Source organism: Lentzea kristufekii, from assembly GCF_033949925.1.
Taxonomy (GTDB): domain Bacteria; phylum Actinomycetota; class Actinomycetes; order Mycobacteriales; family Pseudonocardiaceae; genus Lentzea; species Lentzea kristufekii.
Map to the genome: position 1 here is coordinate 1 of NZ_JAXAVV010000021.1, position 24,147 is coordinate 24,147.

Annotated in this window: 22 protein-coding genes; 4 read left to right on the forward strand and 18 right to left on the reverse strand. The window is 70.8% G+C overall.

Annotated elements, in window-relative coordinates; translation table 11 throughout:
• The 3 genes from SK571_RS33860 to SK571_RS33870 all read right to left on the reverse strand — a co-directional run.
• Positions 1 to 2,187 (reverse strand): FtsX-like permease family protein (locus SK571_RS33860; protein ID WP_319988181.1); only part of this gene is annotated, 2,187 nt, incomplete at its 3' end.
• Positions 2,184 to 2,888, reverse strand: a complete 705-nt coding sequence (locus SK571_RS33865) for an ABC transporter ATP-binding protein (protein WP_319988182.1) — start codon at positions 2,886 to 2,888, stop codon at positions 2,184 to 2,186. The genes SK571_RS33865 and SK571_RS33860, both read right to left, overlap by 4 nt.
• Complete coding sequence (locus SK571_RS33870) at positions 2,885 to 3,430, reverse strand: PadR family transcriptional regulator (RefSeq protein WP_319988183.1); 546 nt, start codon at positions 3,428 to 3,430, stop codon at positions 2,885 to 2,887. Before SK571_RS33870 ends, SK571_RS33865 begins: the two co-directional genes overlap by 4 nt.
• Before the next feature lie 170 nt (positions 3,431 to 3,600).
• Here SK571_RS33870 and SK571_RS33875 point away from each other — a divergent pair, with 170 nt between their 5' ends.
• Positions 3,601 to 4,188, forward strand: coding sequence for a GNAT family N-acetyltransferase (locus tag SK571_RS33875; protein WP_319988184.1), 588 nt, complete (start codon positions 3,601 to 3,603; stop codon positions 4,186 to 4,188).
• Here the strand turns inward: SK571_RS33875 and SK571_RS33880 are convergent.
• Positions 4,178 to 4,786: a maleylpyruvate isomerase family mycothiol-dependent enzyme gene (locus tag SK571_RS33880; RefSeq protein ID WP_319988185.1), complete on the reverse strand. Its 609-nt coding sequence runs from the start codon at positions 4,784 to 4,786 to the stop codon at positions 4,178 to 4,180. The genes SK571_RS33875 and SK571_RS33880 overlap by 11 nt on opposite strands.
• A gap of 79 nt (positions 4,787 to 4,865) precedes the next feature.
• On the opposite strand from SK571_RS33880, the gene SK571_RS33885 reads away from it, so the two are divergent.
• On the forward strand, positions 4,866 to 5,285 hold the full coding sequence (locus tag SK571_RS33885) for a MarR family winged helix-turn-helix transcriptional regulator (RefSeq protein ID WP_319988186.1): 420 nt from the start codon (positions 4,866 to 4,868) through the stop codon (positions 5,283 to 5,285).
• Positions 5,286 to 5,290: 5 nt separating this feature from the next.
• The gene (locus tag SK571_RS33890; protein ID WP_319988187.1) at positions 5,291 to 6,124 is read left to right on the forward strand and encodes a hypothetical protein; all 834 of its coding nucleotides are present in this window, start codon (positions 5,291 to 5,293) and stop codon (positions 6,122 to 6,124) included.
• A 25-nt stretch (positions 6,125 to 6,149) separates the two neighbouring features.
• Here SK571_RS33890 and SK571_RS33895 read toward each other — a convergent pair whose 3' ends face one another.
• Genes SK571_RS33895 through SK571_RS33910 form a run of 4 tightly spaced genes read right to left on the reverse strand, consistent with a single transcriptional unit; the run spans position 6,150 to position 11,357 of the window.
• Positions 6,150 to 7,670 (reverse strand): glycerol-3-phosphate dehydrogenase/oxidase, encoded by a 1,521-nt coding sequence (locus SK571_RS33895; protein WP_319988188.1) that lies wholly within the window; start codon positions 7,668 to 7,670, stop codon positions 6,150 to 6,152.
• The gene (gene glpK / locus SK571_RS33900) at positions 7,663 to 9,132 is read right to left on the reverse strand and encodes a glycerol kinase GlpK (RefSeq protein WP_319988189.1); all 1,470 of its coding nucleotides are present in this window, start codon (positions 9,130 to 9,132) and stop codon (positions 7,663 to 7,665) included. The genes SK571_RS33895 and glpK overlap by 8 nt, the downstream gene beginning before the upstream one ends.
• Positions 9,133 to 9,185: 53 nt before the next feature.
• The gene (locus SK571_RS33905) at positions 9,186 to 9,944 is read right to left on the reverse strand and encodes an IclR family transcriptional regulator (protein ID WP_319988190.1); all 759 of its coding nucleotides are present in this window, start codon (positions 9,942 to 9,944) and stop codon (positions 9,186 to 9,188) included.
• Positions 9,945 to 9,992: 48 nt separating this feature from the next.
• Complete coding sequence (locus SK571_RS33910) at positions 9,993 to 11,357, reverse strand: bifunctional phosphatase PAP2/diacylglycerol kinase family protein (protein WP_319988309.1); 1,365 nt, start codon at positions 11,355 to 11,357, stop codon at positions 9,993 to 9,995.
• 116 nt (positions 11,358 to 11,473) lie between these two features.
• Between SK571_RS33910 and pafA the strand changes: the two genes are divergently transcribed.
• Positions 11,474 to 12,832: a Pup--protein ligase gene (gene pafA / locus SK571_RS33915; protein ID WP_319988191.1), complete on the forward strand. Its 1,359-nt coding sequence runs from the start codon at positions 11,474 to 11,476 to the stop codon at positions 12,830 to 12,832.
• A 291-nt stretch (positions 12,833 to 13,123) separates the two neighbouring features.
• Here the strand turns inward: pafA and SK571_RS33920 are convergent, their stop codons facing one another.
• The 10 genes from SK571_RS33920 to SK571_RS33965 all read right to left on the reverse strand — a co-directional run bounded on the left by SK571_RS33920 (position 13,124) and on the right by SK571_RS33965 (position 24,147).
• Positions 13,124 to 14,146 (reverse strand): methyltransferase, encoded by a 1,023-nt coding sequence (locus SK571_RS33920; RefSeq protein ID WP_319988192.1) that lies wholly within the window; start codon positions 14,144 to 14,146, stop codon positions 13,124 to 13,126.
• Between the two features lie 10 nt (positions 14,147 to 14,156).
• Positions 14,157 to 15,362: a cytochrome P450 gene (locus SK571_RS33925; protein ID WP_319988193.1), complete on the reverse strand. Its 1,206-nt coding sequence runs from the start codon at positions 15,360 to 15,362 to the stop codon at positions 14,157 to 14,159.
• On the reverse strand, positions 15,359 to 16,996 hold the full coding sequence (locus SK571_RS33930; RefSeq protein ID WP_319988194.1) for an FAD-dependent monooxygenase: 1,638 nt from the start codon (positions 16,994 to 16,996) through the stop codon (positions 15,359 to 15,361). Before SK571_RS33930 ends, SK571_RS33925 begins: the two co-directional genes overlap by 4 nt.
• A gap of 64 nt (positions 16,997 to 17,060) precedes the next feature.
• Entirely contained in the window at positions 17,061 to 17,894 is an 834-nt protein-coding gene (locus SK571_RS33935; protein ID WP_319988195.1) for an SAM-dependent methyltransferase, read from the reverse strand.
• 46 nt (positions 17,895 to 17,940) lie between these two features.
• Positions 17,941 to 18,564 carry a dTDP-4-dehydrorhamnose 3,5-epimerase family protein gene (locus SK571_RS33940; RefSeq protein ID WP_319988196.1) on the reverse strand — a complete coding sequence of 208 codons (624 nt, stop codon included), beginning with the start codon at positions 18,562 to 18,564 and terminating at the stop codon, positions 17,941 to 17,943.
• A 30-nt stretch (positions 18,565 to 18,594) separates the two neighbouring features.
• Positions 18,595 to 19,704 (reverse strand): DegT/DnrJ/EryC1/StrS family aminotransferase, encoded by a 1,110-nt coding sequence (locus SK571_RS33945; protein WP_319988197.1) that lies wholly within the window; start codon positions 19,702 to 19,704, stop codon positions 18,595 to 18,597.
• Positions 19,701 to 20,663 carry an NAD-dependent epimerase/dehydratase family protein gene (locus tag SK571_RS33950; protein WP_319988198.1) on the reverse strand — a complete coding sequence of 321 codons (963 nt, stop codon included), beginning with the start codon at positions 20,661 to 20,663 and terminating at the stop codon, positions 19,701 to 19,703. Before SK571_RS33950 ends, SK571_RS33945 begins: the two co-directional genes overlap by 4 nt.
• Position 20,664: 1 nt before the next feature.
• Positions 20,665 to 22,086, reverse strand: coding sequence for an NDP-hexose 2,3-dehydratase family protein (locus tag SK571_RS33955; RefSeq protein WP_319988199.1), 1,422 nt, complete (start codon positions 22,084 to 22,086; stop codon positions 20,665 to 20,667).
• A 13-nt stretch (positions 22,087 to 22,099) separates the two neighbouring features.
• The gene (locus SK571_RS33960; RefSeq protein WP_319988200.1) at positions 22,100 to 22,918 is read right to left on the reverse strand and encodes an SAM-dependent methyltransferase; all 819 of its coding nucleotides are present in this window, start codon (positions 22,916 to 22,918) and stop codon (positions 22,100 to 22,102) included.
• A complete protein-coding gene (locus SK571_RS33965; RefSeq protein ID WP_319988201.1) occupies positions 22,915 to 24,147 on the reverse strand; it encodes a cytochrome P450 in 1,233 nt (410 codons plus the stop codon). Before SK571_RS33965 ends, SK571_RS33960 begins: the two co-directional genes overlap by 4 nt.

Sequence of the window (24,147 nt, forward strand, 5' to 3'; positions counted from 1 at the left end):
GAGGGCCGCGGTCAGTGCTTCCTGTTCTGCCTCGGTGGGCATTCGGGTTGTGGTGGCGTACATGGTGAACGTCGAGACGTCGTAGCCCAGGGAGCGGGCGGTTTCTTCTGTCATCACGGCCAGCGGAGCCGGGTGGCGTTGTGGTGTGGCGAAGCCCTTTGTCTTTGTCGTGGTGGCTTGGGTGCCGGTGGCCAGGAGGAGCTGGTCGTCGGAGAGGAGGCCGGGGTCGTTGACGACGATCTTGCCTTCGCGGAGGGCTGCCTGCGCTGCGGGCACGTCGTCGGGGGTGAGGTGCAGCAAGGCTTTCGCGGCTTCCGGGGTGGCTACGACCAGGAAGCCGTTGGCGGTGGTGTAGGTGCCGAAGTAGCGGTGGGTTCTGCCCACGCCGGCGCAGCGGGGGTCGGTGAGGGCGGACTGTTGTTCCGCCTCGGTGGGGTCTCGGTGCAGGACGTCGAGGGCGTACGGGCATTCGCGGTCCGCCGGTGGGCGGATGTGGGCGAAGCAGGGGCCGCCGTCGCACGAGAGGAGCTTGAGCTCGTGGGTTTCGGCCACCGGCATGGTGTTGCGCAGGGCGGTGGCGATCGACGGTGGGATGGCGGCGGTGCTGGACTTGGTCAGGTCGTCCAGGCGGTAGACGGTGACGTCGCCCATGGTGCCCGCGAGCTGGCCCGCTTCCTGCTGGGACTGGGAGGTGAGCATGACGCTCACGGCCACCGCGCCGATCACGGCGGCCATGACGGCGGAGATCGCCGGGGCCGCCGCTGTCCGGTTGCGGGAGGCGTCGCGCAGGGCGATGCGCAGTGCCACCGGGAGCCTGCGGCCGCCCCGGGCCAGGAGACCGAGGAGCGAGGGTGTGCAGAGGACAAGGCCTGCCTCGGTGAGGATCAGGGCGATCAGGATGCCGACGATCTGCATCTGGACGGCGCTGAAGACGCCCACGGCGATGCCCGCGACGACCAGGGCCAGGCCCAGCACCAGCCAGCGGCGGCGGGACCGGGTGATGCCCCGGCGGCCCGCCAGGGCGGTCACCACGTCCTGGCGCGACGAGATCCAGGCCGGTACCAGGGCCGCGAGGACGCCGGTGACGATCGCCAGCAGTGCCAGGGCGGCCAGTGCGGACGGGAAGAAGCGTTGGGCGCCGAAGCGTTCGGCCAGGAGCCACTCGACCAGTGGGCGGCTGGCGACCGCGGCCAGGACACCGAGTGCCAGACCGGCCAGTGCGGCCAGCGTGCCCATGACCACGCCGTCGGCCAGGACGATCCTGCGGACGTGGGCCGGGGAACCGCCCACCGCGGCCACCAGGGCCAGGTCGCGTTTGCGGCGGCGAGCCCCCACGGCGAGCGCGGAGCCTGCCAGCAGCGACATCTCCAGCACGGCCAGGCCTGCGACCAGGACGAGGACGTCGGCGGTGAGTTCGCTGGAGCCGCGGAGCTCCTGGTAGCGCTCGGAGGCCGGTGGCAGGTTCTTCAGGACGGTGCGGGACAGGGCGGCGATGCCGAACTTGTTGAGTTCCTTGACCTTCGCCCACGGCAGCGGTGTGGTGACCAGCCAGGAACGGTCGCTCTGCTCGAACGTGCCGGGCAGCGCGACGACGGTGGTGTTGTCGAGCCTGTCCGGTTCCTCGATGACGCCCACGACGGTGAACGTGCGGCCGTCCTCGGTCGTGAGGGTGCCGCCCACCGCGGTGCCGGTGCGGTCCATCGCCCTGCGGGACAACGTGATCTCGGTGGCGCTGGTCGCCGCGCGGCCCTCCAGGACGGTGATCATGCCCTGGGTGAGCGGGTTGGTCAGGTCGAGCATGCGGACACCCGCGCGGCCCACTCCCGCCGTGGTGCGGATGTTGACACCGCCGCGGTCCACGGGAACCAGTCCGGAGCCGGGGAGCAGGGCGCGCAGGCGTTCTTCGGACGGCTCCTGGCCTTCGGCGCCGGTCGTCGGAATGGCGAAGTCCCTGGTCGGCTCCTGGATGACGGGGCCGCGGTAGGGCCAGCTGACCAGGGCCTCGGCGGCGCCCATGCGGCGGGCGGCGTCCTCGTCCGGGGTCAGCGTGGTCGAGTCGTGGACGGTCGCGGCGAACGAGAGCGCGGCCACCGGGACCGCGATCAGGGCGACGACGAGAGCCGAGCGGCCTGCCGACCTGCGGGCCTCGCGCGAGGCGATGCGCAGTGCTGCGCGCCACCCGGTCACGGCGTGCTCAGCAGTTCTTCTGGCTGGTCGCGGGACGAGACGTCGACGACGACGCCGTCGCGCAGGAAGACGACGCGGTCGGCCCAGGCGGCGTGGCGGGCGTCGTGCGTGACCAGGACGGCGGCGGCTCCGGCGTCGACCTTGCCGCGAAGCAGGCGGAGCACCGTCTCGCCGGTGCGGGAGTCGAGGGCGCCGGTCGGTTCGTCGGCGAGGACGAGGCGGCGTTCGCCGATCAGTGCGCGGGCGATGGCCACCCGTTGCTGCTGGCCGCCGGACATCTCGTCGGGGAACCGGTCGGCGTAGCCGTCGAGGTCCACTTCGGACAGTGCGGTCACTGCCTGGTGGCGGGACCTGCGGACACCGTCGAGGTCGAGCGGGAGAGCCACGTTCTCGGCGGCGGTGAGGCTCGCGATGAGGTTGAGGTCCTGGAACACGTATCCGATCCGCCTGCGGCGCCAGGCGGCGAGCTGCTTGCGTGACAACGACTGCAGGCTCGTGCCGTCGACCAGCACCTGGCCTCTGGTCGGGCTGTCGAGGCCGCCGGCGAGGTTCAGCAACGTCGACTTGCCGGAACCGGACGGGCCCATCACGGCGACGAGCTCACCGGGGCCGACGGTGAGGGAGATGCCCTTGAGGGCGTTGACCGCCGTCTCGCCGGTGCCGTGGACGCGGTGCACGTCGCGCAGTTCGAGGACGGTCATCTCGGCACCTCGACATCGGTCGTCTCGGGGACGGGCTTCGGCTCGTAGCGCAGCAGGCTCGCCTCGCAGTGGTCGAGCCAGCGCAGTTCGGCCTCGGCCTGGAAGATCATCGCGTCGAGCACGAGCAGCCACGGCAGGTCGCCCGGCTGGGTCTTGAGCCTCGTGTACTCCTGCAACGTCCGCATGGTGGCCGTGCGCTGGGTCATCACGACCTTGGCGACGTCGACGCCCGGCGTGGTGATGGCGAGGGCGAGCTTGATCGCCACCTCGTCGCGCGGGCGGTCACCGCGCTGGACGGGCGTGGCGAACCACTTCTTCAGCTCGTCCCGGCCGTGCGCGGTGATCTCGTAGGGCCGCTGGCCCTCGTTCTCGGGGAGAGCGGCCACCAGATCGTCGCGCTCCAGGCGCGACAACGTCGTGTAGACCTGCCCGATGTTCAACGGCCACGTGCCGCCGGTGGCCGAGTCGAACGCCGCCCGCAGCTGGTAGCCGTACATGGGCCCGCGCTCCAGGAGGGCGAGCAGACCGTGTTTGACCGACATACCTACCGAGTATGCATACCGAGTATGTTCCTGGCAAACGGTGACGCGGAAACAGGAGTGCGTGCGGTCCCGGCATCAGGAACCCTGGACCGTGCCGGAGACGTCCGGCGGGCAGTGGACTGGGGGACGACGTGGTGGACGCCGCACGGGGGCGACCAGGGGAAGTGCGCTTGCTGGGAGCATCGGGCAGGTCCAGGGGCACGCCGGGCCGGCCGCCGGAGATCAGGAACTACGAACCGGCCGACGAGGAGTCCTGGCTGAGGTGCCGGGTGCTCGGATTTCTCGCGACGAACTACTTCGACGACGTCTGGCAGGCCAAGCGCCGCACGGACCTGGAGCTCGTCGCGCTCGACGGTGACGAGGTGGCCGGAATCCTGGACGTGTCGGTGCCCGGCGCGGAGGCGACCATCGACACGGTGGTGGTGCATCCCGGCCGCCGGGGCGAGAGGATCGCGACGGCACTGCTGGCGGAGGCGGTGCCGCGGCTGGAGCGGTGCGGGGTGCGGACGCTCGACGCCTGGGCCCGTGAGGACGAGCCCGCGCTGAACTGGTTCGCGCGCAACGGTTTTACGGAGTCGGAGAGCTGCCTGCACGTGCACGCGTCCGCCGACGAGCTCGGCACGGTGCTCACCGCGAAGCACGGGCTGGTGCCGGCCGGGGCGTTCCTGCACGCCCGGATCGAGCGGGAAGCCGAGATGCGCCAACGGTTCGAGCGCGTCCACGTGTGCCGCAGGATGGTGCGCGAACTCAGGCCGTGATGCCGGTCAGCCGCGGGATCGTCGCGGTGCGCCCGGCGAGCAGCATCACGAGCGCCTCGATCGGCCCGCTGATCTCGGCGCCCTCGCCGACGGTCCAGTCGGCGTCGGTGGCGACGAGCCGATGTCCGGCCAGCCTGCGGCGCGCGTGGAACGGGAACCCGATCCGCCACAGGTCGTCCGCCGCGACCACGGCGGCGTCGAGAGGCATGTGGCGTTCGATGCCGAGCGGCAGCGCGATGTCCTGGGTGTGGACCATGGTGTCCATCAGCGCGTTCTTGAGCGTCTGGCCGGGCGCGAGCCGGTGGAACCCGACGGCACCGCGCAGTTCCGCGACGATCTCGGCGGCAGGTCTGCGCGCCTCCTCGCGCGCTGTCTGGTCGACCATGCGGTTGAAGCTGCCGCGAGCCCGCACGAACGCCTTGAACGCCCTGCCGACGCCGACCCGGTGCGCGAGCGACAGGTGGGCGGCGACCTCGCGCACCGTCCAGCCCTCGCAGAGCGACGGGTAGGTCCACTCGACGTCGCTGAGTCCGGCGAGCAGGTCCGCGGTCGCCGCGCGTTCGGAGTCGATCGTCTGCCACATCTGGGTGCCGTCCATGGCCGTCCTCCGCTTGATTTAGTTCGAGAGGCTGACTACTTTAATCAGAGCATCTGACTAAAACAAGAGGAGCCAACGGGTGAACATCGGGCTGCTGCTCTTCATCCCGAGCCGCGAGGTGGAGAACCGGATCCTGGCCGCCGTCATCGCGGCGGGGTTCGAGATCACGCAGGCGCAGGCGCGGGTGCTGATGCGCGTGGGCTCGGACGGGACGCGGCTGACCGAGCTCGCCGAGGCCGCTCAGGTGACCAAGCAGACCGCCGGGTTCCTGGTGGACCAGCTGGAGAAGGCCGGCTACGTCGAACGCGTGCCCGACCCCACGGACGGCCGGGCGCGGCTGGTGCGCGTGACCGACAAGGCGAAGGAGGCCGTCCCCGTCGCGAACGCGGAGATGGCGAGGATCGAGGCGGAATGGGAACAGCACATCGGCAAGCGCCGCATGGCACAGCTGCGCGAGGCGCTGGAGATGCTCGGCGAGATCACCGATCCGTACCGCTGACCCGCGTGGTGCCGGTGGCGTTCAACCCGGTCGCCGTGACGACGGCCGCGGTCTACCGGGTGGTGTCGGCGGGGGAGTCGACGTTCGTGAAGGTCCTGCGGCGGCCGCACATCCCGGACGAGTTCAAGGACGTGGTGGGCGAGCTCCCGTGGCGCGACGAGGCGGAGTTCCTGTTGTCGGACTTCGTGCTGCCACCGGGGATGCGCCGGCCGCGCGTGCTGCGGGTGGACGACTTCGGCGACCGGATCGCGTTGTGGCTGGAGGACGTGCGCTGCGCGGACGTGGAGTGGGACCTGCCGAGGTTCCGGCGGGCCGCGCTGGGACTCGGCCGCTGGGCGGGGCGCAGGTTCGGCGGTGCGCCGGGCAGGGCGTTGCGGGTGCTGTACGAGGGAAGGCTCGTGCGGGACGCGTTCCTGCGGCCGCACTGCGCGGCCCTCGCGGAACGGATGCCGGGGCTCCTGGCACGGCTCGAAGCGTTGCCCCAGGCGAACGGGCACAACGACGCGTGCCCGCAGAACCTGCTGGTACCGCTCGACGATCCGGAGTCGTTCGTGGTGATCGACGTGACCTGGCAGTGCCCGAACCCGGTCGGCACGGATCTCGGTCAGCTGCTCGTGGGACTCGCGCAGGCGGGACGGATGGCCGTCGCGGACCTGCCACCCGTGCGGGAGGCGATCATCGACGCCTACCTGGAGGGACTGCACCTCGAACACCGTGCTGTGTCACGGGAAGAGGTCGTGCTCGGCTGCGACGGGACGCTGGCGCTGCGCAGCGCGTTCCACTCGGAACCCGAACTGGCCGAGTACCTCGTGGAACGCGCCATGGCTCTAGTGGTGTGACCAGGCCCGTTGCCGGGCCACACCACTAGGACGCCAGCAGCTCCGACACCCGCGACCGCACCTCGGGCGAGTCGAGCCCGCGCACCATCACGGTGGTGCGGCGGCGCAGCACGTCGTCCACTTCGGACGCCCACTCGGTGCGGCGGGCGTGCTCGACCTGGGCCCAGATGTCCGGGCCGTCCGGGTGGACGCGCTCCAGCAGCGCCGGGTTCTCCAGGCCGAGGGCGACGACCTCGTGCGACGTCGTGCCGTAGTGCGTGGCGAGGTGGCGGACCACGTCGTCGGGCAGCGCGTCGAAAGCGTGGCCCAGCACGGAACCCACGGTGTCGGGCGACGCGGAACCGGGCAGCGCGACCCCGTCCAGCGGGCCGTCGAACGTGCGGCCGAGCTCGGAGTTCACGCGGGCCAGGACGGTGGCGCCGATCTTGCGGAACGTCGTCCACTTGCCGCCGGCCACGCTGATCATGCCGCCGGAGCCCGCGGTGATCACCGTCTCGCGCTTGGCGTGCGAGGTGTCGCCGGGACCGCCGGGCAGCACCCGCAGACCTGCGAACGTGTAGGCGATCCGTGAACGGTCCAGACCGGACACCGCGACGCCCGCCTCGCTGAGGATCTGGTCGACGTCGGCGTCGGTGCACGCGACCGCGGCCGGGTCGCCCTCGTAGGCCTCGTCGGTCGTGCCGAGCAGGAGGTGGCCCTCCCACGGGATCGCGAACGACACGCGCACGTCGTCGACCGGGATCGTCAGCGCGGCCTTCCACTCCGAGGTCTGCTTCAGCACCAGGTGCGAGCCCTTGGACAGGCGGATCGACGGGTCGGCCGCCGGGTCCTCCATGCGCCGCAGCACGTCGAGCCACGGGCCGGTCGCGTTCACGACGACCTTCGCGTCGACACCGAACTCGCCGAGCGAGTCCTTCAGGTCCACGCCCGTGACCTTCGAACCGGTCTTGCGCAGGCCCACGACCGAGATGTGGTTGAGCAGCACGGCGCCGGCCTCAGCGGCGGCGCGGGCGGCGGTGATCGCCACGCGGCTGTCGTTCATCTGGTGGTCGTAGTACATCGCGGCACCGCGCAGACCGTCGGCGCGCAGGTCAGGCACCCACTCCGCAGCCCTGCGCGCCGACAGCACCTTCCCCATGCCGTCGCCGAAGCCCGACAGCGCGGAGTACAACGTGACGCCCGCGCCCAGCACGAACCGGCTGTGCGGACCGCCCTTGTAGACGGGGACGAGGAACGGCAGCGGGCGCACCAGGTGCGGGGCCAGGTGGTCGCCCAGCGCGCGGCGTTCCTTGTGGTTCTCGTGCACCATCGGCACCGCCGACGGGCCCATCGCGAGGTAGCGCAGGCCGCCGTGCACGAGCTTGGACGACGCGGACGACGTGGCGCCCGCGAAGTCGCCGCTCTCGATCAGGGCGACCCGCAGTCCCGAACGGGCCGCTGCCCACGTGGTCGCGATGCCCAGGATGCCGCCGCCGATCACGACGACGTCGAACTTGCCGTGCTGAAGCTCTTCGCGAGCCCTGTCACGCTGAGAAAGGTCAGTCATCGTCCTCGTCCATCCACCCGACGGTCCGCTCGACCGCCTTCTTCCACTTCCGGTAGCCGCGAGCTCGCGCCGCCGGTTCCATCGACGGCTCCCACTCGGCCGCCTTGTGCCAGTTGGCCTTCAGTTCGTCGGTGCTGCCCCAGTAGCCCACCGCGAGACCGGCCGCGTACGCCGCGCCCAGGCACGTCGTCTCGGCCACGATCGGGCGCACCACCGGCACGTCCAGCACGTCCGACAGGAACTGCATGAGCAGGTTGTTCGCCGTCATGCCGCCGTCGACGCGCAACGTCTTGAGGTCCACGCCGGAATCGGCGTTCATCGCGTCCACGACCTCACGCGTCTGCCACGCCGATGCCTCCAGCACGGCCCGTGCGAGGTGCCCGCGCGAGATGTAGCCCGTCAGGCCGGCGATCACGCCACGCGCGTCGCTGCGCCAGTGCGGTGCGAAGAGGCCGGAGAACGCGGGCACGAAGTACGCGCCGCCGTTGTCGTCCACCGTGCGCGCGAGAGTCTCGATCTCGGCCGCAGACGAGATCAGCCCGATCTTGTCGCGGAACCACTGCACCAGCGCGCCCGTCACCGCGACAGCGCCTTCCAGCGCGTACGCGGCGGGCTGGTCGCCGATCTGGTAGCCCACGGTGGTCAGCAGGCCGTTCTGCGAGTGCACCGGCTGGTCACCGGTGTTGATCAGCAGGAATGCGCCCGTGCCGTAGGTGCACTTGCCCTCGCCCGGCTCGAAGCAGGTCTGGCCGAACAGCGCGGCCTGCTGGTCGCCGAGCGCCGACGCGACGGGCACGCCCTCGTAGGTGCCGTAGACCTCGGAGGAGGAACGGATCTCGGGGAGCATCGCGCGCGGGACGTCCATCGCGTCCACCAGCTCCTGGTCCCAGTCGAGGGTCTCCAGGTTCATCAGCATGGTGCGCGACGCGTTGGTGACGTCGGTGACGTGACGGCCGGTCAGGTTCCAGATCAGCCAGGTGTCCATGGTGCCGAACAGGACCTCGCCGCGTTCGGCGCGTGCGCGCAGGCCTTCGACGTTGTCGAGCAGCCACCGCAGCTTCGGGCCGGAGAAGTAGGTCGCGAGCGGCAGGCCGGAGCGCTCGCGGAACCTGTCCTGGTCGCCGAGCTGCCTGATCAACGCGTCGGTGCGCGTGTCCTGCCAGACGATCGCGTTGTGCACGGGCTCGCCGGTCGCCTTGTCCCACACGACCGTCGTCTCGCGCTGGTTCGTGATGCCGAACGCGGCGATGTCACCGAGCGAGAGAGATGCGTGAGAGAGGGCGTCGCGCACGACGGCCTGCACGTTCGTCCAGATCTCGGACGCGTCGTGCTCCACCCAGCCCGGCTTCGGGAAGATCTGGCGGTGCTCGCGCTGAGCGACCGACACGATCCCGCCGGCTTGGTCGAACACGATGCATCTGGACGACGTCGTGCCCTGGTCGATCGCCGCGATGTAGGCCACCGTGCACACTCCTCTGTGTGAACCATTCGACATTGTCGAACGATTCCACAGTACTACCAGGAAAGCCCGCCGAGCTCCCTCGAAACGCTGCGAGCTGCCTCACGTACGTAGGACACGAGTTCGAGGCGCGGCGGCTGGTCGGGTGAGTCGCACAGCCGCTCGACCGGCCCGGAGACGCCGATCGCTCCGACGACCACACCGCGCCTGTCCCGGATCGGGGCGGCCACCGACGCCTCACCCTCGACGAGTTCGTGCAGGTCGTACGCCCAGTCGCGGTCGCGGACCACGTTCATGTCGGCGTGCAGCTGCTCAGGATCGAGCGTGTGCCGGGTGAAGGCCTGCAGGTCGCCGTCGGGCCAGTTGTCGCCGAACGCGACCAGCGCCTTGCCCAGCGCCGTCGCGTTCCACGGCAGCAGCGCGCCGGTGTCGAGCGTCTGCCGGCTGTTGTCCGGGCGGAACACGTGGTGCACGACGAGCACGTGCTTGCCGTGCATCACGCCGATGCGCACCGCCTCGCGCGCCCGCATCGCCAGCGTGTCCGACCAGTTCAGCGCCTTGGCGCGCAGCTCGTTGCCGTCGAGGTACGACGTGCCGATCTGGAACAGCGCGGCGCCCAGGCGGTACTTGCCGCCCTCGACCTCCTGCTCGACGAACCCGACCTCCTGCAACGTGCGCAGGATGCCGTGCACGGTCGGTTTCGCCAGGTCGAGGGCGCGCGCGATCTCGCCGACGCTCAGCTGGTGCGCGCCGCCGTGCGCGAGCAGCTTCAGGACCTCGGCCGCGCGCTGAATGGACTGGATGGGTCCGGGCACGTACCCCACTCTAGCTGCGCACGTTCGACAATGTCGAACATCTGACGGTTACGGCCGATAGATCCCGAGCGCGGCCGCACGCGAGCGGAACTTGAAGTGGTTGGCCCGCTCGCGCACCTCGCCGTCCGTCGCGATCGAGATCGGGGGGCCGTGCACCTCGACGTTCAACGAGGCCACCTCGAAGTGCTTGTACATGCGCGAGTGCTCCAACGCGCCGAGCAGGGCGCCCAGGAAGAACCTGGTCCGCGAGTACTTCCGGTCCGCCCGGACGTACCGGACGTCGAGCAGGCCGTCGTTCAGCCGCGGCCGCATCGTGGGCGCGAAGCCCTTCGGCCGGTACGGCCCGTTGCCCACGAACAGCAGCCAGACGAGGTGCTTGTCGCCGTCGATGGTGATGTCCAGCGGCTTGGCGCGTTGCAGCACGCGGAACAACGCCATGCCCGCCGCGGGCCACTTGCCCCAGCGCTTCTCCAGCTTCTCGCGGATCCGCACCATGTCCGGGTAGCCGCCCAGCGACGCGGTGTTCACGAACCACTGCCCGTTGACCTGGGCCATGTCCACCCGCACACCCACGCCGTCCGCGACCGCCTGCGCCGTGTCGTGCAGGCCGGTGATGCCCACGTCCCGCGCGAAGTGGTTCAACGTGCCGGAGGGGATGAGAACCAGCGGAAGGTCGCGTTCGACGGCGATCGCGGCCACGGCGGCCACGGTCCCGTCGCCACCGGCCACACCCAGTGCCTTCGCGTCCGGCAGGTCGTCGAGCTCCTCGACCGAGACGACCTGCGCCTTCGGCCACTCCTCGGTGATCTGCGGCGTCGGGTCCGGCCCGATGCCCGAGAACGGGTTCACCACCACGACCAGCCCGTCGCCGTCCTGCAACGACGTCAGGTCGGCGTGCTCGTAGGCCGAGGCGGGCTCGTTCATCCCGAGCGGCCACCACCGGCGCGTCAGCAACGCGGCACCGACGCCCACCGCCGCGCCGGCCGCGACATCCGTCGGCCAATGAACGCCCGTGTGAACGCGTGAATAGGCGACGGCGGCGGCGATCGGCGCCATCACCGCGCCTGCTTTGGGCGATTCCATCGCCACCGCCGTGGCGAAAGCGGCCGCTGACGCGGAGTGACCGGACGGGAATGACGACGACGTCGGCCGCTTCGACAGCCGGCGGCGCATCGCGAGCAGATCGGCGGCGGGCCGCCGGCGTGGGAAAAGTGACTTCCCGACCAGGTTCGCGCTGGTGGAGGCCCCCGCGATGGCCGCAAGGCCTCTCATCGCACCACGCCGGTACGGGCCTTTTCCCGTCGCCAGAATCGCCGCGATGACGAACCACAGCAGACTGTGGTTGGCGGCTTTCGAAAGCCTCTTCAAACCCGTGTCGAGCCTGCTCGGACGTAGTCCGGCCGAGGAGCTCATGAGCTTCTTGTCGAGAGCGCTGACCCGTTTCCACACGCCACCGACACTAAACCGCAACCGGCGTGCCGCCCGAACGGATCACCCTGCTCCGCCTGAGAGTCGCCTACTGTTGAGGCATGCAGCGGCGGATCTTCGGCATTGAGACAGAATTCGGGGTGACCTGCACCTTCCACGGGCAGCGTCGTCTGTCCCCGGACGAGGTCGCGCGGTACTTGTTCCGCCGCGTCGTCTCGTGGGGACGTTCTTCCAACGTCTTCTTGCGCAACGGCTCCCGGCTCTACCTCGACGTCGGCTCCCACCCGGAGTACGCGACGGCCGAGTGCGACGACCTGGCACAGCTCGTCACGCACGACAAGGCGGGTGAGCGGATCCTCGAGGACCTGCTCGTCGACGCCGAGCGCAGGCTCGCCGACGAGGGCATCGGCGGCGACATCTTCCTGTTCAAGAACAACACCGACTCGGCGGGCAACTCCTACGGCTGCCACGAGAACTACCTGGTCGCACGGGCCGGCGAGTTCTCCCGCATCGCGGACGTGCTGCTGCCGTTCCTGGTCACCCGCCAGCTCATCTGCGGCGCCGGCAAGGTGCTGCAGACCCCGCGCGGCGCCGTGTACTGCCTCTCGCAGCGCGCCGAGCACATCTGGGAGGGCGTGTCGTCCGCGACCACGCGGTCCCGTCCGATCATCAACACCCGCGACGAGCCGCACGCCGACGCCGAGCGCTACCGGCGCCTGCACGTCATCGTCGGCGACTCGAACATGTCCGAGGTGACGACGCTGCTGAAGGTGGGCAGCGCGAACCTGGTGCTGGAGATGATCGAGCAGGGCGTCCAGTTCCGGGACTTCTCGCTGGACAACCCGATCCGCGCCATCCGCGAGATCTCCCACGACCTGACCGGTCGCAGGACGGTGAGGCTGGCGGGCGGCAAGGAGGCCTCCGCGCTCGACATCCAGCGCGAGTACTTCGAGAAGGCCGTCGAGCACTGCGCCAAGCGCTCGCCGGACCCCATGGCGGAGCGCGTCCTCGAACTGTGGGGCCGCACGCTCGACGCCGTCGAGTCGCAGGACCTCACGAAGATCGACCGCGAGATCGACTGGGCCATCAAGAACCGCCTGATGAACCGGTACATGGAAAAGCACAACATGGACCTGTCCAACCCGCGCATCGCCCAGCTCGACCTCGCCTACCACGACATCCGCCGTGGCCGTGGCGTGTTCGACCTGCTGCAGCGCAAGGGCCAGGTCGAGCGCGTGACCGACGACGGTGAGATCGAGGCCGCCAAGGACACCCCGCCGCAGACCACGCGGGCCAAGCTGCGCGGTGACTTCATCGCCGCCGCGCAGGCCGCCGGTCGCGACTTCACCGTCGACTGGGTGCACCTGAAGCTGAACGACCAGGCGCAGCGCACCGTGCTGTGCAAGGACCCGTTCCGGGCGGTGGACGAGCGCGTGGAGCGCCTCATCTCCTCGCTCTGACCAAACGGTGACGAGGGGCGCGCTCCGGACCGGAGCGCGCCCCTCGTGTCGTTTTTGGCGTGCGGCGGTGTCGGGCAGGTGCCACGCACGGAGCTGTGCGGGATCTGTTCCGGTGGTGGACGAGCGCGTGGAGCGCCTCACCGCCTCGCTCTGACAGACGACGAGGGGCGCGCTCCAGTGCGGAGCGCGCCCCTCGTGTCGTTTGATGGTGTGGCTCGAAAGGCCGCTGGGCGAGTTCGCGGTCAGACGTGCTGCCGGCGCGCTCCGGGCTAGAGCGTGCCCCTCGCGTCGTCAGCGTGCGACGGCCTCGAACAGGTGCAGCGACTCCGTCGCCGTCGAACCGCGGTACTCCAGCCCGGCCCGCTCGAACAGGCCCGCGTACTCGGCCTCGGTGCGTTCCTGGCTGCCGAACAGCACGAACATCCCCATGTCGGCCATCGCGGTGTACGCGTCGGGCGTGCCGGACTTCTCCAGCAGCACCTCGACCACCACGATCCGGGAACCGGGCCGAGCGGCCCGCGCACAGGACTCCAGGATGCGGACGCAGTCCTCGTCGCCCCAGTTGTGCAGGATGAACCGCAGCAGGTACAGGTCCGCGCCCTCGGGCACGGCGACCAGCGCGTCCCCGGCGACGGTCTCGCACCGCGAGGCGAGCGGGTCGCTGACCAGCTCCGGCAGGGCGTCGGCGATGACCCCCTCGACGTCGAACAGCACTCCGCGCAGGTCCGGTGCGGCGCGCAGGACGTCCCGCAGCAGGCCGCCGCGGCCACCTCCGACGTCCACCACCAGGCCCGTGGCGGGCAGGCCCAGCGCCGCGACGACGTCGCCGTTGTCCTCCTCGGTCGCGTTGTTCATGGCCTGGTGGAAGTTCGCGGCCTGTTCGGGGTCGTGCTCGCTGATGTAGCTGTAGAAGTCGGTGCCGTGCACCACCGCGAACGGGCTGCGGCCTTCTTTCGCAGCGGCGGCGAGGCTGCTCCACGCCTGCCACGTGGCGTCGGACTTCAGGTCCTGGGCGAGGATGCGGCCCACCGGGTGGGTGGAGCACATCGTCCGGGACAGCGCGGTGTGCGCGTACCGGCCGTCGTCGGTCAGGGTGAACACACCGAAGCTCGCCAGTGCCGCCAGCAGCCTGCCGAGCACGCCGGGATCGGTGCTCGTGCGGGCGGCCAGGTCCGCGACGGAGAGCGCCTCGTCCTCCAGCGTGTCGGCCAGGTCGAGCACCACCGCCGCGCGCAGCAGGTGCGCCGCGCGCAGGTGCACCAGCATCTGGCTCACCGAATCGTCCGCCGGCGGTCCTTCGTGGGTCTGCGTCATCTCTTTCCTTCTACTGGGGCGACAGGACGACGGGCAGGGAGCTGATGCGCCGGATGATCCAGTCGGACTCCCAGCGCACCTCGCTCGTCTCGCTCAGGCGGGCGTGCGGGAAGCGCGCCAGGAACGCGCCGAGGGCGGTCCTGGCCTCCAGGCGGGCCAGCGGCGCGCCCAGGCAGAGGTGGCGGCCCAGGCCGAAGCTCACGTGGTCGCCACCGGTTCCCGGGGCGAACCCGTCCCCGGCGGTGCGGTGCGGGCAGCGGTTCGCCGTCGCGAGGTTGACCTGCACCGGCGCGCCCTCGGGGATCAGGTAGCCGCCGAGCTCGACGTCCTCGGTGGCGAACCGCCAGGTCGCGTGCGGCAGCGGGGGCTGCACCCGCAGGGTCTCCTCCACCCAGTCGCCGATCTCGGCCTCGGTGCGCGGCCGCTCCGCGGGCGGGCGCCGCAGGGCCTCGTGGATCGAGGAGGCGATCAGGCTCGCCGTGGACTCGTAGCCCGCCATGATCAGGCCGGTCGTCCACGTCACGACCTCGTTCAGGCTGACCGCGTCCTCGGCCTCGGCCGCCAGAAGGTCGGTGATGAACCCGTCGTCGAGGACGTTCTTGGCGGCCGCCCACCGGGCGACGGTGCCGGCGAGCCCGCCCACGCCGGCGGCGCGCGTGTCCTGGTTCTCCGAGTAGATGATGTTGTCGGTGACCTCGCGCAGCGCCGGCCGCAGGTGCGGCGGCACCCCGATGAGCTCGCTGAAGAAACCGAGCGGCAGCGGGAAGGTGAAGCGGTCGACGAGGTTCACCTCGCCGTCCTCCGAGGCGAGCTCGTCCAGCAGCTGCGCGGCGAGCACGGTCAGCCGCTCACCCCACGCCGCGAGCTTGCGGGGGGAGAAGAACTTCGCGTGCAACCGGCGGATCCGGGTGTGCTCCTCGCCCTCGCTCATCACCATGGCCTTGGCGACCTCGGCGCGGGGCTGGGCGCCGAGCATGGCGCCGGGGATCCGCATCCACTCCGGCGCGAGCGCCATGTCCTTGCTGAGCCGCGCGTCCAGGAGCGCGGCGCGGGCGAGGTCCGGGTCGCACACCACCCAGTTGGTGCCGCCGAAGTAGTCCACGGTGACGACCGGTGCCACCGCGCCCGCCGCCAGCACCGCCGGGATGGAGTCGACGGGCGCCGGTTCGGTGGGCATCTCGGCCCGAGGTGCCCTCAGCAACTCGTCCGGTTTCACGGGCTTTCTCCGTTCGTCGTCGTGGCTCCGCGCACCGTGTCGGCGAGGGCAGCCGGGTCCTCCGGGAGCTCGTCGCCCCGCCACGCCACGTGGCCGTCCGGCCGGACCAGGACGTACGCCCGTTCGTAGAGCTTGGCCAGCTCGTCGTCGCCGCTGCGGTGGACGCTCAGCGGCACACCGCGTTCGGCGAACGCCTCCTCGAACCGCGGAAGTCCTTCGTCACCGCCGAACTGGAGCAGGACGAAACCGCGCCCGAACAGGTCGAGCGTGGACGTCGTGGCGTCCCACCAGGCGTGCGCGGCGCGCCTGCCCGGATCACCACCGGGCCGCCAGGCCGCGTCCGGAACGGCGATGTCCACCGGCTGGCCGGGATCGTCGACGACGACCGCGGACCGGTAGCGGAGTCCGAAGTGGATCTCCGGGGCGTCGAACTCGCGGTGCGCGCCGCTCGACGCGAGCCGTTCGGCCATGGCCCTGCGGGCCTGCTCGCCCTCCGGGCCGTCCAGGTCGATCTCCTGCGGCACCTGCCGGTCCATCGTGCGCCGCAGGTTCGCGTTGGCCTCGCGCAGGCTCTCCTCGGCGATCGGCCGGCGTTCTGCCTCGTAGCTGTCGAGCAGGCCGGGACCGGCCCAGCAGCCGAGCGTGGCGGCGATCTTCCAGCCCAGGTCGGCCGCGTCGGCGATGCCGGTGTTGAGGCCGAAACCGCCGGACGGCGACAGGGTGTGCGCGGCGTCGCCGGCGAGGAACACCCGGCGGTCCCGGTACCGGTCGGCGACGCGGTGGGTGAGGTGCCAGTCGCCGTCGCTCAGCACCTCGACCGGCGTCTCGAACGCGATCGCGTCGCGGATCAGGGACAGCGCGTCGGCGCGGGGAGCCGTCTCGTCCTCGACGCCGACGACCATGTTGAAGAGGGCGTCGCCGTCCAGGGAGCGCAACGGGAAGCGCAGCGTAGCCGAGCGGACGAGGAAGTGCACGAGTGCGGTGTTGTCACCGAGCCTGGCCCTGAGCTCGGGGGCGCGGAACAGCACGTTGCGGAAGATCTGGGGCTGGAACCGGGCGGGGGCGTCGATCCCGCAGGCCTGGCGGATGGGGGACGACGCGCCGTCGCAGGCCACGAGGTACCTGGCCTGCACCTGTTTGGTCGTACCGGTTTCCAGGTCGGTGAGGACGGCGTGGACGTGGTCGTCGGTCTGCGTCACGCCGCTGATCGACGTCCGCAGCCGCAACGGCCCTGCCGGGTGCACGCCGACCGCCTGTGCCAGCACGGGGTTGAGCCAGTGCGCCGGGCAGATCTGGTCGGGTTCGGGGGTGTGCTGGAAGACCGGGCGGTCCGCGGCCGTGCCCCGCCGGTAGCGGTGCAGCTCGTGCCCGCCGATCTTGGTGACCCAGGCGATGTCCAGCGGGTGGTCGGGCGGCCAGCCGGCGTCGCGGATCGCGTCCGCGAGTCCCCAGCGCCGGAACAGTTCCATCGAGCGTGGCCCGATCGTGCTCACCTTGGGGTGGCGGACGGTGCCGTCACCGGCCTCGGCCACCAGGCAGCCGATGCCGCGGTACGCCAGGTCGATCGCCAGTGCCATCCCGACCGGGCCGCCACCCGCGATCAGCACCTCGGTCCGCTCGAGTTCGCCGGTCATCGTGTCCGCGCCTTTCGTGGGAGAAGGGGCAGGGCGGTCGCGCCGCCCTGCCGCGTCAGTGCTTTCAGGGACGGACCGCGACGGCCAGCAGGCAGCCGAAGTCGTCCGCGCCGGACAGGTCGGACGGCTTGAAGGCGTCCTCGGAGAACTCGAAGTTGCCCTCGTCCATCGCCACGGGCCGTTCCTCGAAGCCGCCCAGCTTCTCGATCTCGTCGGCCAGGCGCAGCGTGCTGTGCTCGGTGATGTCGGTGATGCTGTGCAGCCGCAGGCCGGCCCGGTGCAGCATCGGGACGTAGTCGTCGATGTCGGCCGTGGTGCACATGAGGTCGCGGCAGAACTTGTCGATGCCGGGACTGCGGACCTCCTTGCGCGGGTAGCGGTCGAAGATGTCGGTCAGCACCACCCGGCCGCCGGGCTTGAGCACCCGGAAGATCTCGCGGAAGACCTGGTCGCGGTCGGGCATGTGGCAGATCGACTCCAGCGCCATCACCGCGTCGAACGACCCGTCCTGGAACGGCAGCTTCAGCGCGTCGGCGTGCTCGAAGACCACCCTGGCGGCGAGGCCCGTCTCGGCCGCGAGCTTGTTGGCGGTCTTGACCTGCTCCGCGCTGATGCTGACGCCCGTCACGCGCGCGCCGGTCTTCCCCGCGAGCCGCAGGCCGGGGCCGCCGACACCGCAGCCGAGGTCGAGCACGTGGGACGACTCGCCCACCTGGAGCTGCTCGATGAACACGTCCGTCAGCCGGTCCATCGCCTCGTCGATCGAGGCCGTCGACTCCGGCGAGTCCCAGTAACCGATGTGCACGTTGGTGTTGAAGCTGCCGTCGCGCATCGCGCTCAGGGTCAGCTTGTCGTAGAGCGCGCCGACTTCGTGCGGCTGGGGCAAGGTCTGGGTCATGGCGTGCTTCTCCTGATGAGGTGAACGTGTCGTGGTCGGTCTGGGGTCAGAGGAACGAGCCGGCCTTCGCCCGCGTCAGGTCCTGCTCGAGCTGCCGGCAGAGCTCGTAGTCGGGCAGCAGACCCTGTTCCAGGGCCTGGGCGAGGGTGATCGCCACACCGTCCCTTTCGGACAGAATCGGCGGGACGTCCTTCGGCACGGGAAGCCCGAGAGCCGGGTCGAGGACGTCGAGGGCGAGCTCGTTGGCCGCCACGTAGCTGCTCGACACCATGTACGACATGACGGTGTTGTCTTCCAGTGCGACGAACGCGTGTCCCACACCGACCGGGAAGTACATGGTGCGGTGGTGGTTCTGGTCCATCAGCACGGCGTCCCACCGGCCGAACGTCGGCGAGCCGACCCGGATGTCGACCACGATGTCGATCGCCGAGCCGGCCGCGCAGTAGACGTACTTGGCGCAGCCCGGCGGCGTGGTGGTGTAGTGGATCCCCCGCACCACACCACGGCTCGACACGCTGTGGTTGGTCTGCCTGACCGGGAACAGGGGCTCGCCGTGCGCGTCGGTGAACGCCGTCTCCTGGAACGGGGAGAGGAAGCGTCCCCGGTCGTCGGCGAACACCTGCGGGCTGAACTCCAGCGCCCCTTCGACTGCGAGCGTGCGGACTTCCATGTGGGCTCCTGCGGTCGGTGCGAACGGGGATCAGAGCGTGGACAGCACTTGACGCAGCGCGTGGACGACCTTGTCCTGCTGGTCGGGCGACAGCGAGGGGTACATCGGCAGCGAGAAGATCTCGCCCGCCAGCGCCTCGGTGACGGGCAACGAGCCGGTGCGCTCGGCGAGGTGCGCGAAACCGCTCATGGTGTGCACGGGCCACGGGTAGCTGATGTTGAGGTGGATGTCGTAGGACTTGAGGCGCTCGATGATGTCGTCGCGCCGGGGATGCCGGACCACGTAGACGTAGTAGACGTGGTCGTTGCCCGCGTTCGTGGCGGGAAGCCTGAGTCCGGTGTCCTGCAGGCCTTCCTCGTACCGGCGCGCCACCGCCTGCCGCCCGGCGACGTAGGTGTCGAGCCGGGTCAGCTTGCGCCGCAGGATCTCCGCCTGGACCTCGTCGAGGCGGCTGTTGTGCGCCGGGGTCTGGACCGTGTAGTAGATCTCGTCCATGCCGTAGTAGCGCAGCCTGCGCAGCTGGGCGGCGACGTTGTCGTGCGGGGTGATCACCGCGCCGCCGTCGCCGTACGCGCCGAGGACCTTGGTGGGGTAGAAGGAGAACGCCGCGACGTCACCGGTCGAGCCGGCGATCTTGCCGTGCTGACGGGCACCGTGTGCCTGGGCGCAGTCCTCCAGCACGCTCAGACCGTGCTTGTCCGCGATCGCCCGGATGGCCGCCATGTCGACGCACTGCCCGTAGAGGTGGACGGGCACGAGGCACCGGGTGCGGTCGGTGATCTTCGCTTCGATCTGCGTGGTGTCCATGAGGAAGTCCTCCTCGCGGACGTCGACGAACACCGGCGTGGCGCCCGCGTTGTCGATCGCGATGACGGTCGGCGCCGCCGTGTTCGACACCGTGATCACCTCGTCGCCCGGCTGGACGCCCAGCGCCTGCAGCCCGAGCGTGATCGCGTTCGTGCCGTTGTCGACGCCGACGCAGTGCCCGACGCCGTGGTAGGCGGCGAACTCCTCCTCGAACCCGCGCACGCTCTCCCCGAGCACGAGCTGCCCGGAGTTGAACACCTTCTCGACGGCGTCGAGGACGTCGAGCCGTTCGTTCTGGTACTCGAGGAGGTAGTCCCAAACACGCGTGGTCATGGGCGAGCCTTTCGGGCGAGTGCGGCGATGGTTCGGTGGATCCCTTCCCCCAGCGGGATCTCCGGGCGCCAGCCGGTGACGGCCCGGAACGCGGAGGAGTCGATGGTCACGCTGCGGAAGTCGGTCACGGGAGCGTGCGAGGGGGCCTGGACCGAGGTCACCTCGACCGGCGGGGCCCCGGTGTGCTCGGACGTGATGGCGGAGATGAGCCGGAACACGTCGCCGAGCGCGTCACCACGGCCCGCCCCGAGCAGCCAGTGCCTGCCGGACAACGGATAGGGGTGCGCGAGTGCCGCGGCGAACGCGGCGGCGATGTCGTCGACGTGCACCAGGTCGCGGCGCACGGTGCCGTCGTGCCATATGGTGATCGGCTGCCCGGCGAGCGCCCTGGCCGCCATCGCGGACACGACACCGCGGTCGTGGCCACCACCCGGCGTGTTCTCGCCGAACACGGTGGGCAGTCGCAGGCTGATGCCCCGCACCCGGCCGGCGGCAGTCGCCTGCTCCAGCAGCAGTTCGGCGCGCAGCTTCTGCCGGTCGTACGCGGTCTCGGGCTTGTCCGGCTCACTGCCGTCGAGCGGTTCCCGTTGCGGCACACCGACCTGGGACGCCGCGCCGCCGTAGACGATCACGGGCCGGATGCCGTTGTCGCGGCCCAGCACGTCGAGCAGGTCCTGCATGACACCGACGTTCACGCGCTCGGCGGAGCCGTCCTCGGCGGCACGCCAGCCGCCGTCGCCGAGGAGCAGGTAGACGACCGCGTCCGAGCCCTCGACCGCGTTGATGAGCTCGGCGCGGTCGGTGAGGTCGGCGGTCACCACCTCGACCTCGGCAGGGCCGGGCGGCACCTCGGCCGGTTTGCGGGCCACGGCACGCAGGCGGATTTCCTGACGTGCCAGGGTCTTCAGCACCGCCGAGCCGATGAACCCCGTCGCGCCGAGAACAGTGATCCTCTTCATTTCACACCAGTCCCCGTGGCCAGGCGGAGGCGGCGTTCATGCACGCCAGCAGCGTGCGCGCCTCCACGTTGAGGTAGTGGCCGTGCCGCGCCAGCGTGGTCAGCTGCGCGGGCGTGGCCCAGACGAAGCCGGGTGGCGGCTCGGACGGCACCAGCGAGGGGTCGGCCTCGACGGTGAGGTAGCGGCAGCGGGTGTTCAGGAACCGGCCGCCCTCCTCGGAATGCACTGCCTCGTAACGGATGCGGGACCGCTCGGCCCCCAGCACCACGTCGAGGAACGGCGGGCGTTGCTCAGCGGGGAGGTGTTCGTAGTTGCGCGGCGTGCATTGCACGGTGGGCGCGAGTTCGACGGTGTCGAGGAAGCCGCCGTCGGCGCGGGCGTGCACCAGCACGTGCTGGACGCCGCCGAAGTCGCGCACCAGGAACGCCGAGACGCCCATGTCGACGGACTCCAGCAGCGGCTGGGTCCAGCTGATCCGCTCCCGGTTGCTGCCGTGCACGGCGACCGCCACGACCTTGAAGTACCGGCCGTCCTCGTGCTCGACGGCGTCGGGGCCGCGCTTCCAGCCCTCCACGGACGCCAGCGGGATGCGCGTGGTCCGCACGTCGTGACGCGCCCGTTCGCCGGTGAACCAGGACAGCAGCTGGACGTCGGAGTGCAGCGCGCCCGGATTCGGGTCGTAGTAGGGAAGACAGGACAGCACGCTGCGCGCGTTCATGTTCACCGTCTCGTCCTCGTGCAGCAGCTCCGCGATCTGCCCGAGGGTGAGCCAGCGGAAGTCCTCGTCCTCGGCGATCTCCGCGGAGGTCTCGACGATCATGTTGCGGTTGGACTTGCGGAAGAACCACGACCCCTGCTCGGCCTGCAGGACGTCGACGACGACCTGGTCGCGGTCGAGGTCGGCGAAGTGCCCCAGCAGCTTCACGCTCGACCCGCCGTGCGCCCCGGTGTAGTTGCTGCGCGTCGCCTGGACGGTCGGGGACAGCTGCACCAGGTTGGGGTTGCCCGGTTCCATCTTGGCCTGCATCAGGAAGTGCAGGACTCCGTCGATCTCCTTGCACAGGATGCCCAGGATCCCGACCTCTGGCTGCTTGATGACCGGCTGCTGCCACTCGCGGTAGGGGCCGTCGCCGTGCGGGCCGTCGTGCTCCACCACGTGCAGGCCCTCGATCGCGAAGAACCGGCCGCTCGCGTGCACGAGGTCGCCGGTGGACCTCACGAAGTGCCACTGGTCGAGATCGGCGAACGGGACGCGTTCGACCTGCAGGACGTTGGCCTGGCGGCGTTGCGCGAGCCAGGCGCGCACGTCCGCGGTGCGCATGTGCGCGCCCTGGCGGGTCGCGGCGGACAGGGCGATGCGGTGCAGGTGGCCGGCGTTTCCGCGAGCGCGCAGGGTGGCGGGCTTGCTCAGCTGGGCTGTCATGGCGGACCCCCTTCTACGGCCGTTGGGCGGTGATCAGGACGTAGCCGCTGCTCGGGTTCTCCCCGAAGGCCGCCATGAGCTCCGCGGCCGTGATGATGTCCGCGGCCGCGAAGGGCGGTGCCGAGTCGGCGATCCGGCGGAACGCGGCGGCCGCCTGCTCGTAGCTCGGCCGCACGTTCTCGCCGATGTCCAGCAGCTCCAGCAGGTCCCAGCCCGCCTGCTCCAGGTTCGCCCGGTGCTGCTGCTCGCTGTTGATGCCGGCGATCTCCAGCGTGCGGATCATGCCCGTCAGCACCGCCTCGCCCGCGCCGGTGAACGGTTCGCGCTGGCACAGGTCCGCCACGACGAGCCTGCCGCCGGGACGCACGAACCGGCGCAGCCGCGTCAGCGCCGCGGCCTGGTCGGACAGGTGCAGCAACGACTCGATCGCGAAGACGGCGTCGAACGTGCCGAGGTCGTCCGGCAGGCCGGCGGCGTCGGCGAGCCGGAAGCTGAGGCGGTCCTGCGCCTCCGACTCCGCCGCGAGCCCGGCTGCCCTGGCGACCTCCTGCTGCGACACCGTGATGCCGGTGACGTGCACGTCGTGGGTCTCGGCGATGCGCACGGCCGGAAAACCGTTGCCACAGCCCACGTCGAGGACCCGGTGACCGGGTTGCAGCGCCAGGCGCTCGGCCACCAGGTCGGTCAGGCGGTCGGTCGCGGCGGCCATCGGCACGTGCTCGGCACCGGCGTCCCAGTAGCCCGCGTGGATGTTGCCGCCCAGGGCTTCCGTGGTGCCGGCCTGTGCGAACTGGTCGTACTTGCCGCCGACTGCGTCGGTCTGCGATGTCACGGGTGCGTTCCTTCCGGGCTGGTGGGCAGGTCGAGGACGAGGCGGGCGGGGCCGTGGAAGACCATGTCGTCGGCGTACTCGACCTGGTGGGGCGCCTTCTCCCAGCCCGGCAGGCCGTCCAGCAGCGCGCGCAGGCCGATCTCCAGCTCGGCGCGGGCCAGCGTCGCGCCCAGGCAGTAGTGGATGCCGATGCCGAACCCGAGGTGCCGGTCCGCCGGCCGGTGCACGTCCACGGCGTCGGGGCGCGGGAAGCGCGCCGGGTCCCTGTTGGCCGAGCCGAGCAGGGCGATCACGCGGCTGCCGGCCGGGATGGTCGTGCCGCCGACGACGGCGTCCTGGCGGGCCCAGCGCGTCACCGCCTGCACCGGCGGGTCGTAGCGGAGCAGTTCCTCCACGGCGGTGGGCACCAGGTCCGGGTAGTCGCGCAGGTCGGCGAGCAGGTCCGGGTGGCCGCGCAGGATCAGCGCGGCCTTGGCCAGCGAGTTGGTGGTCGTCTCGTGTCCCGCGGTCAGGAGGTGCACGCACGTGCCGACGACGCGTTCCGTGCTCAGCGGGATGCCGAGCATCAACGCGATCAGGTCGTGCTCGCCCGGCTGCCGCCGTTGCGCCTGGTCGCGGAAGTAGTCCGTGAGTTCCCGCGCGGCGCCCTCCGCGTCGATGTGGCGCGACTCGCCGGTCCGGGTGGTGCTGGCCCCCTGCAACGCCACGGCCAGGTCGCGCAGCCGTTGGTGGTCCTGGGCGGGAACACCGAGGAGCTCGCAGATCACCATGATCGGGAACGGCGCCGCGAAACCGCTGACCAGGTCGGCCCGGCCCGCGAGCCGCGACAGCAGCTCCTGGGCGATGCGGGCGATGCGCGGACGCAACGCGGTGACCACCCCGGCCGAGAACTCCTTCTGCAGCGACGACCGCAGCCGGGTGTGCTCGGGCGGGTCGAGGAAGACGAGCCAGTTCTCCACGACCGAGCGCAGCGCGGCGAACTCCGGCGGCACCGGCAGGGACAGCGGCACACCGTCCTCAGTGGAGCGTGACACGCGACCGAAGTTGCGGTCGGACAGCACCTTCACCACGTCCTCGTAGCCGAAGACGTAGAACGTGGGCGGGCCGTCGTCCGCGCCTTCGTGCACGGACCGGACTTCGCGGTACCGCCGGTACACCGGGTACGGGTCGGAGATGTCCTCGGCGGTCCAGCCCTGGAGGCTGAACCGGGGCAGCGTCACGGATCGCAT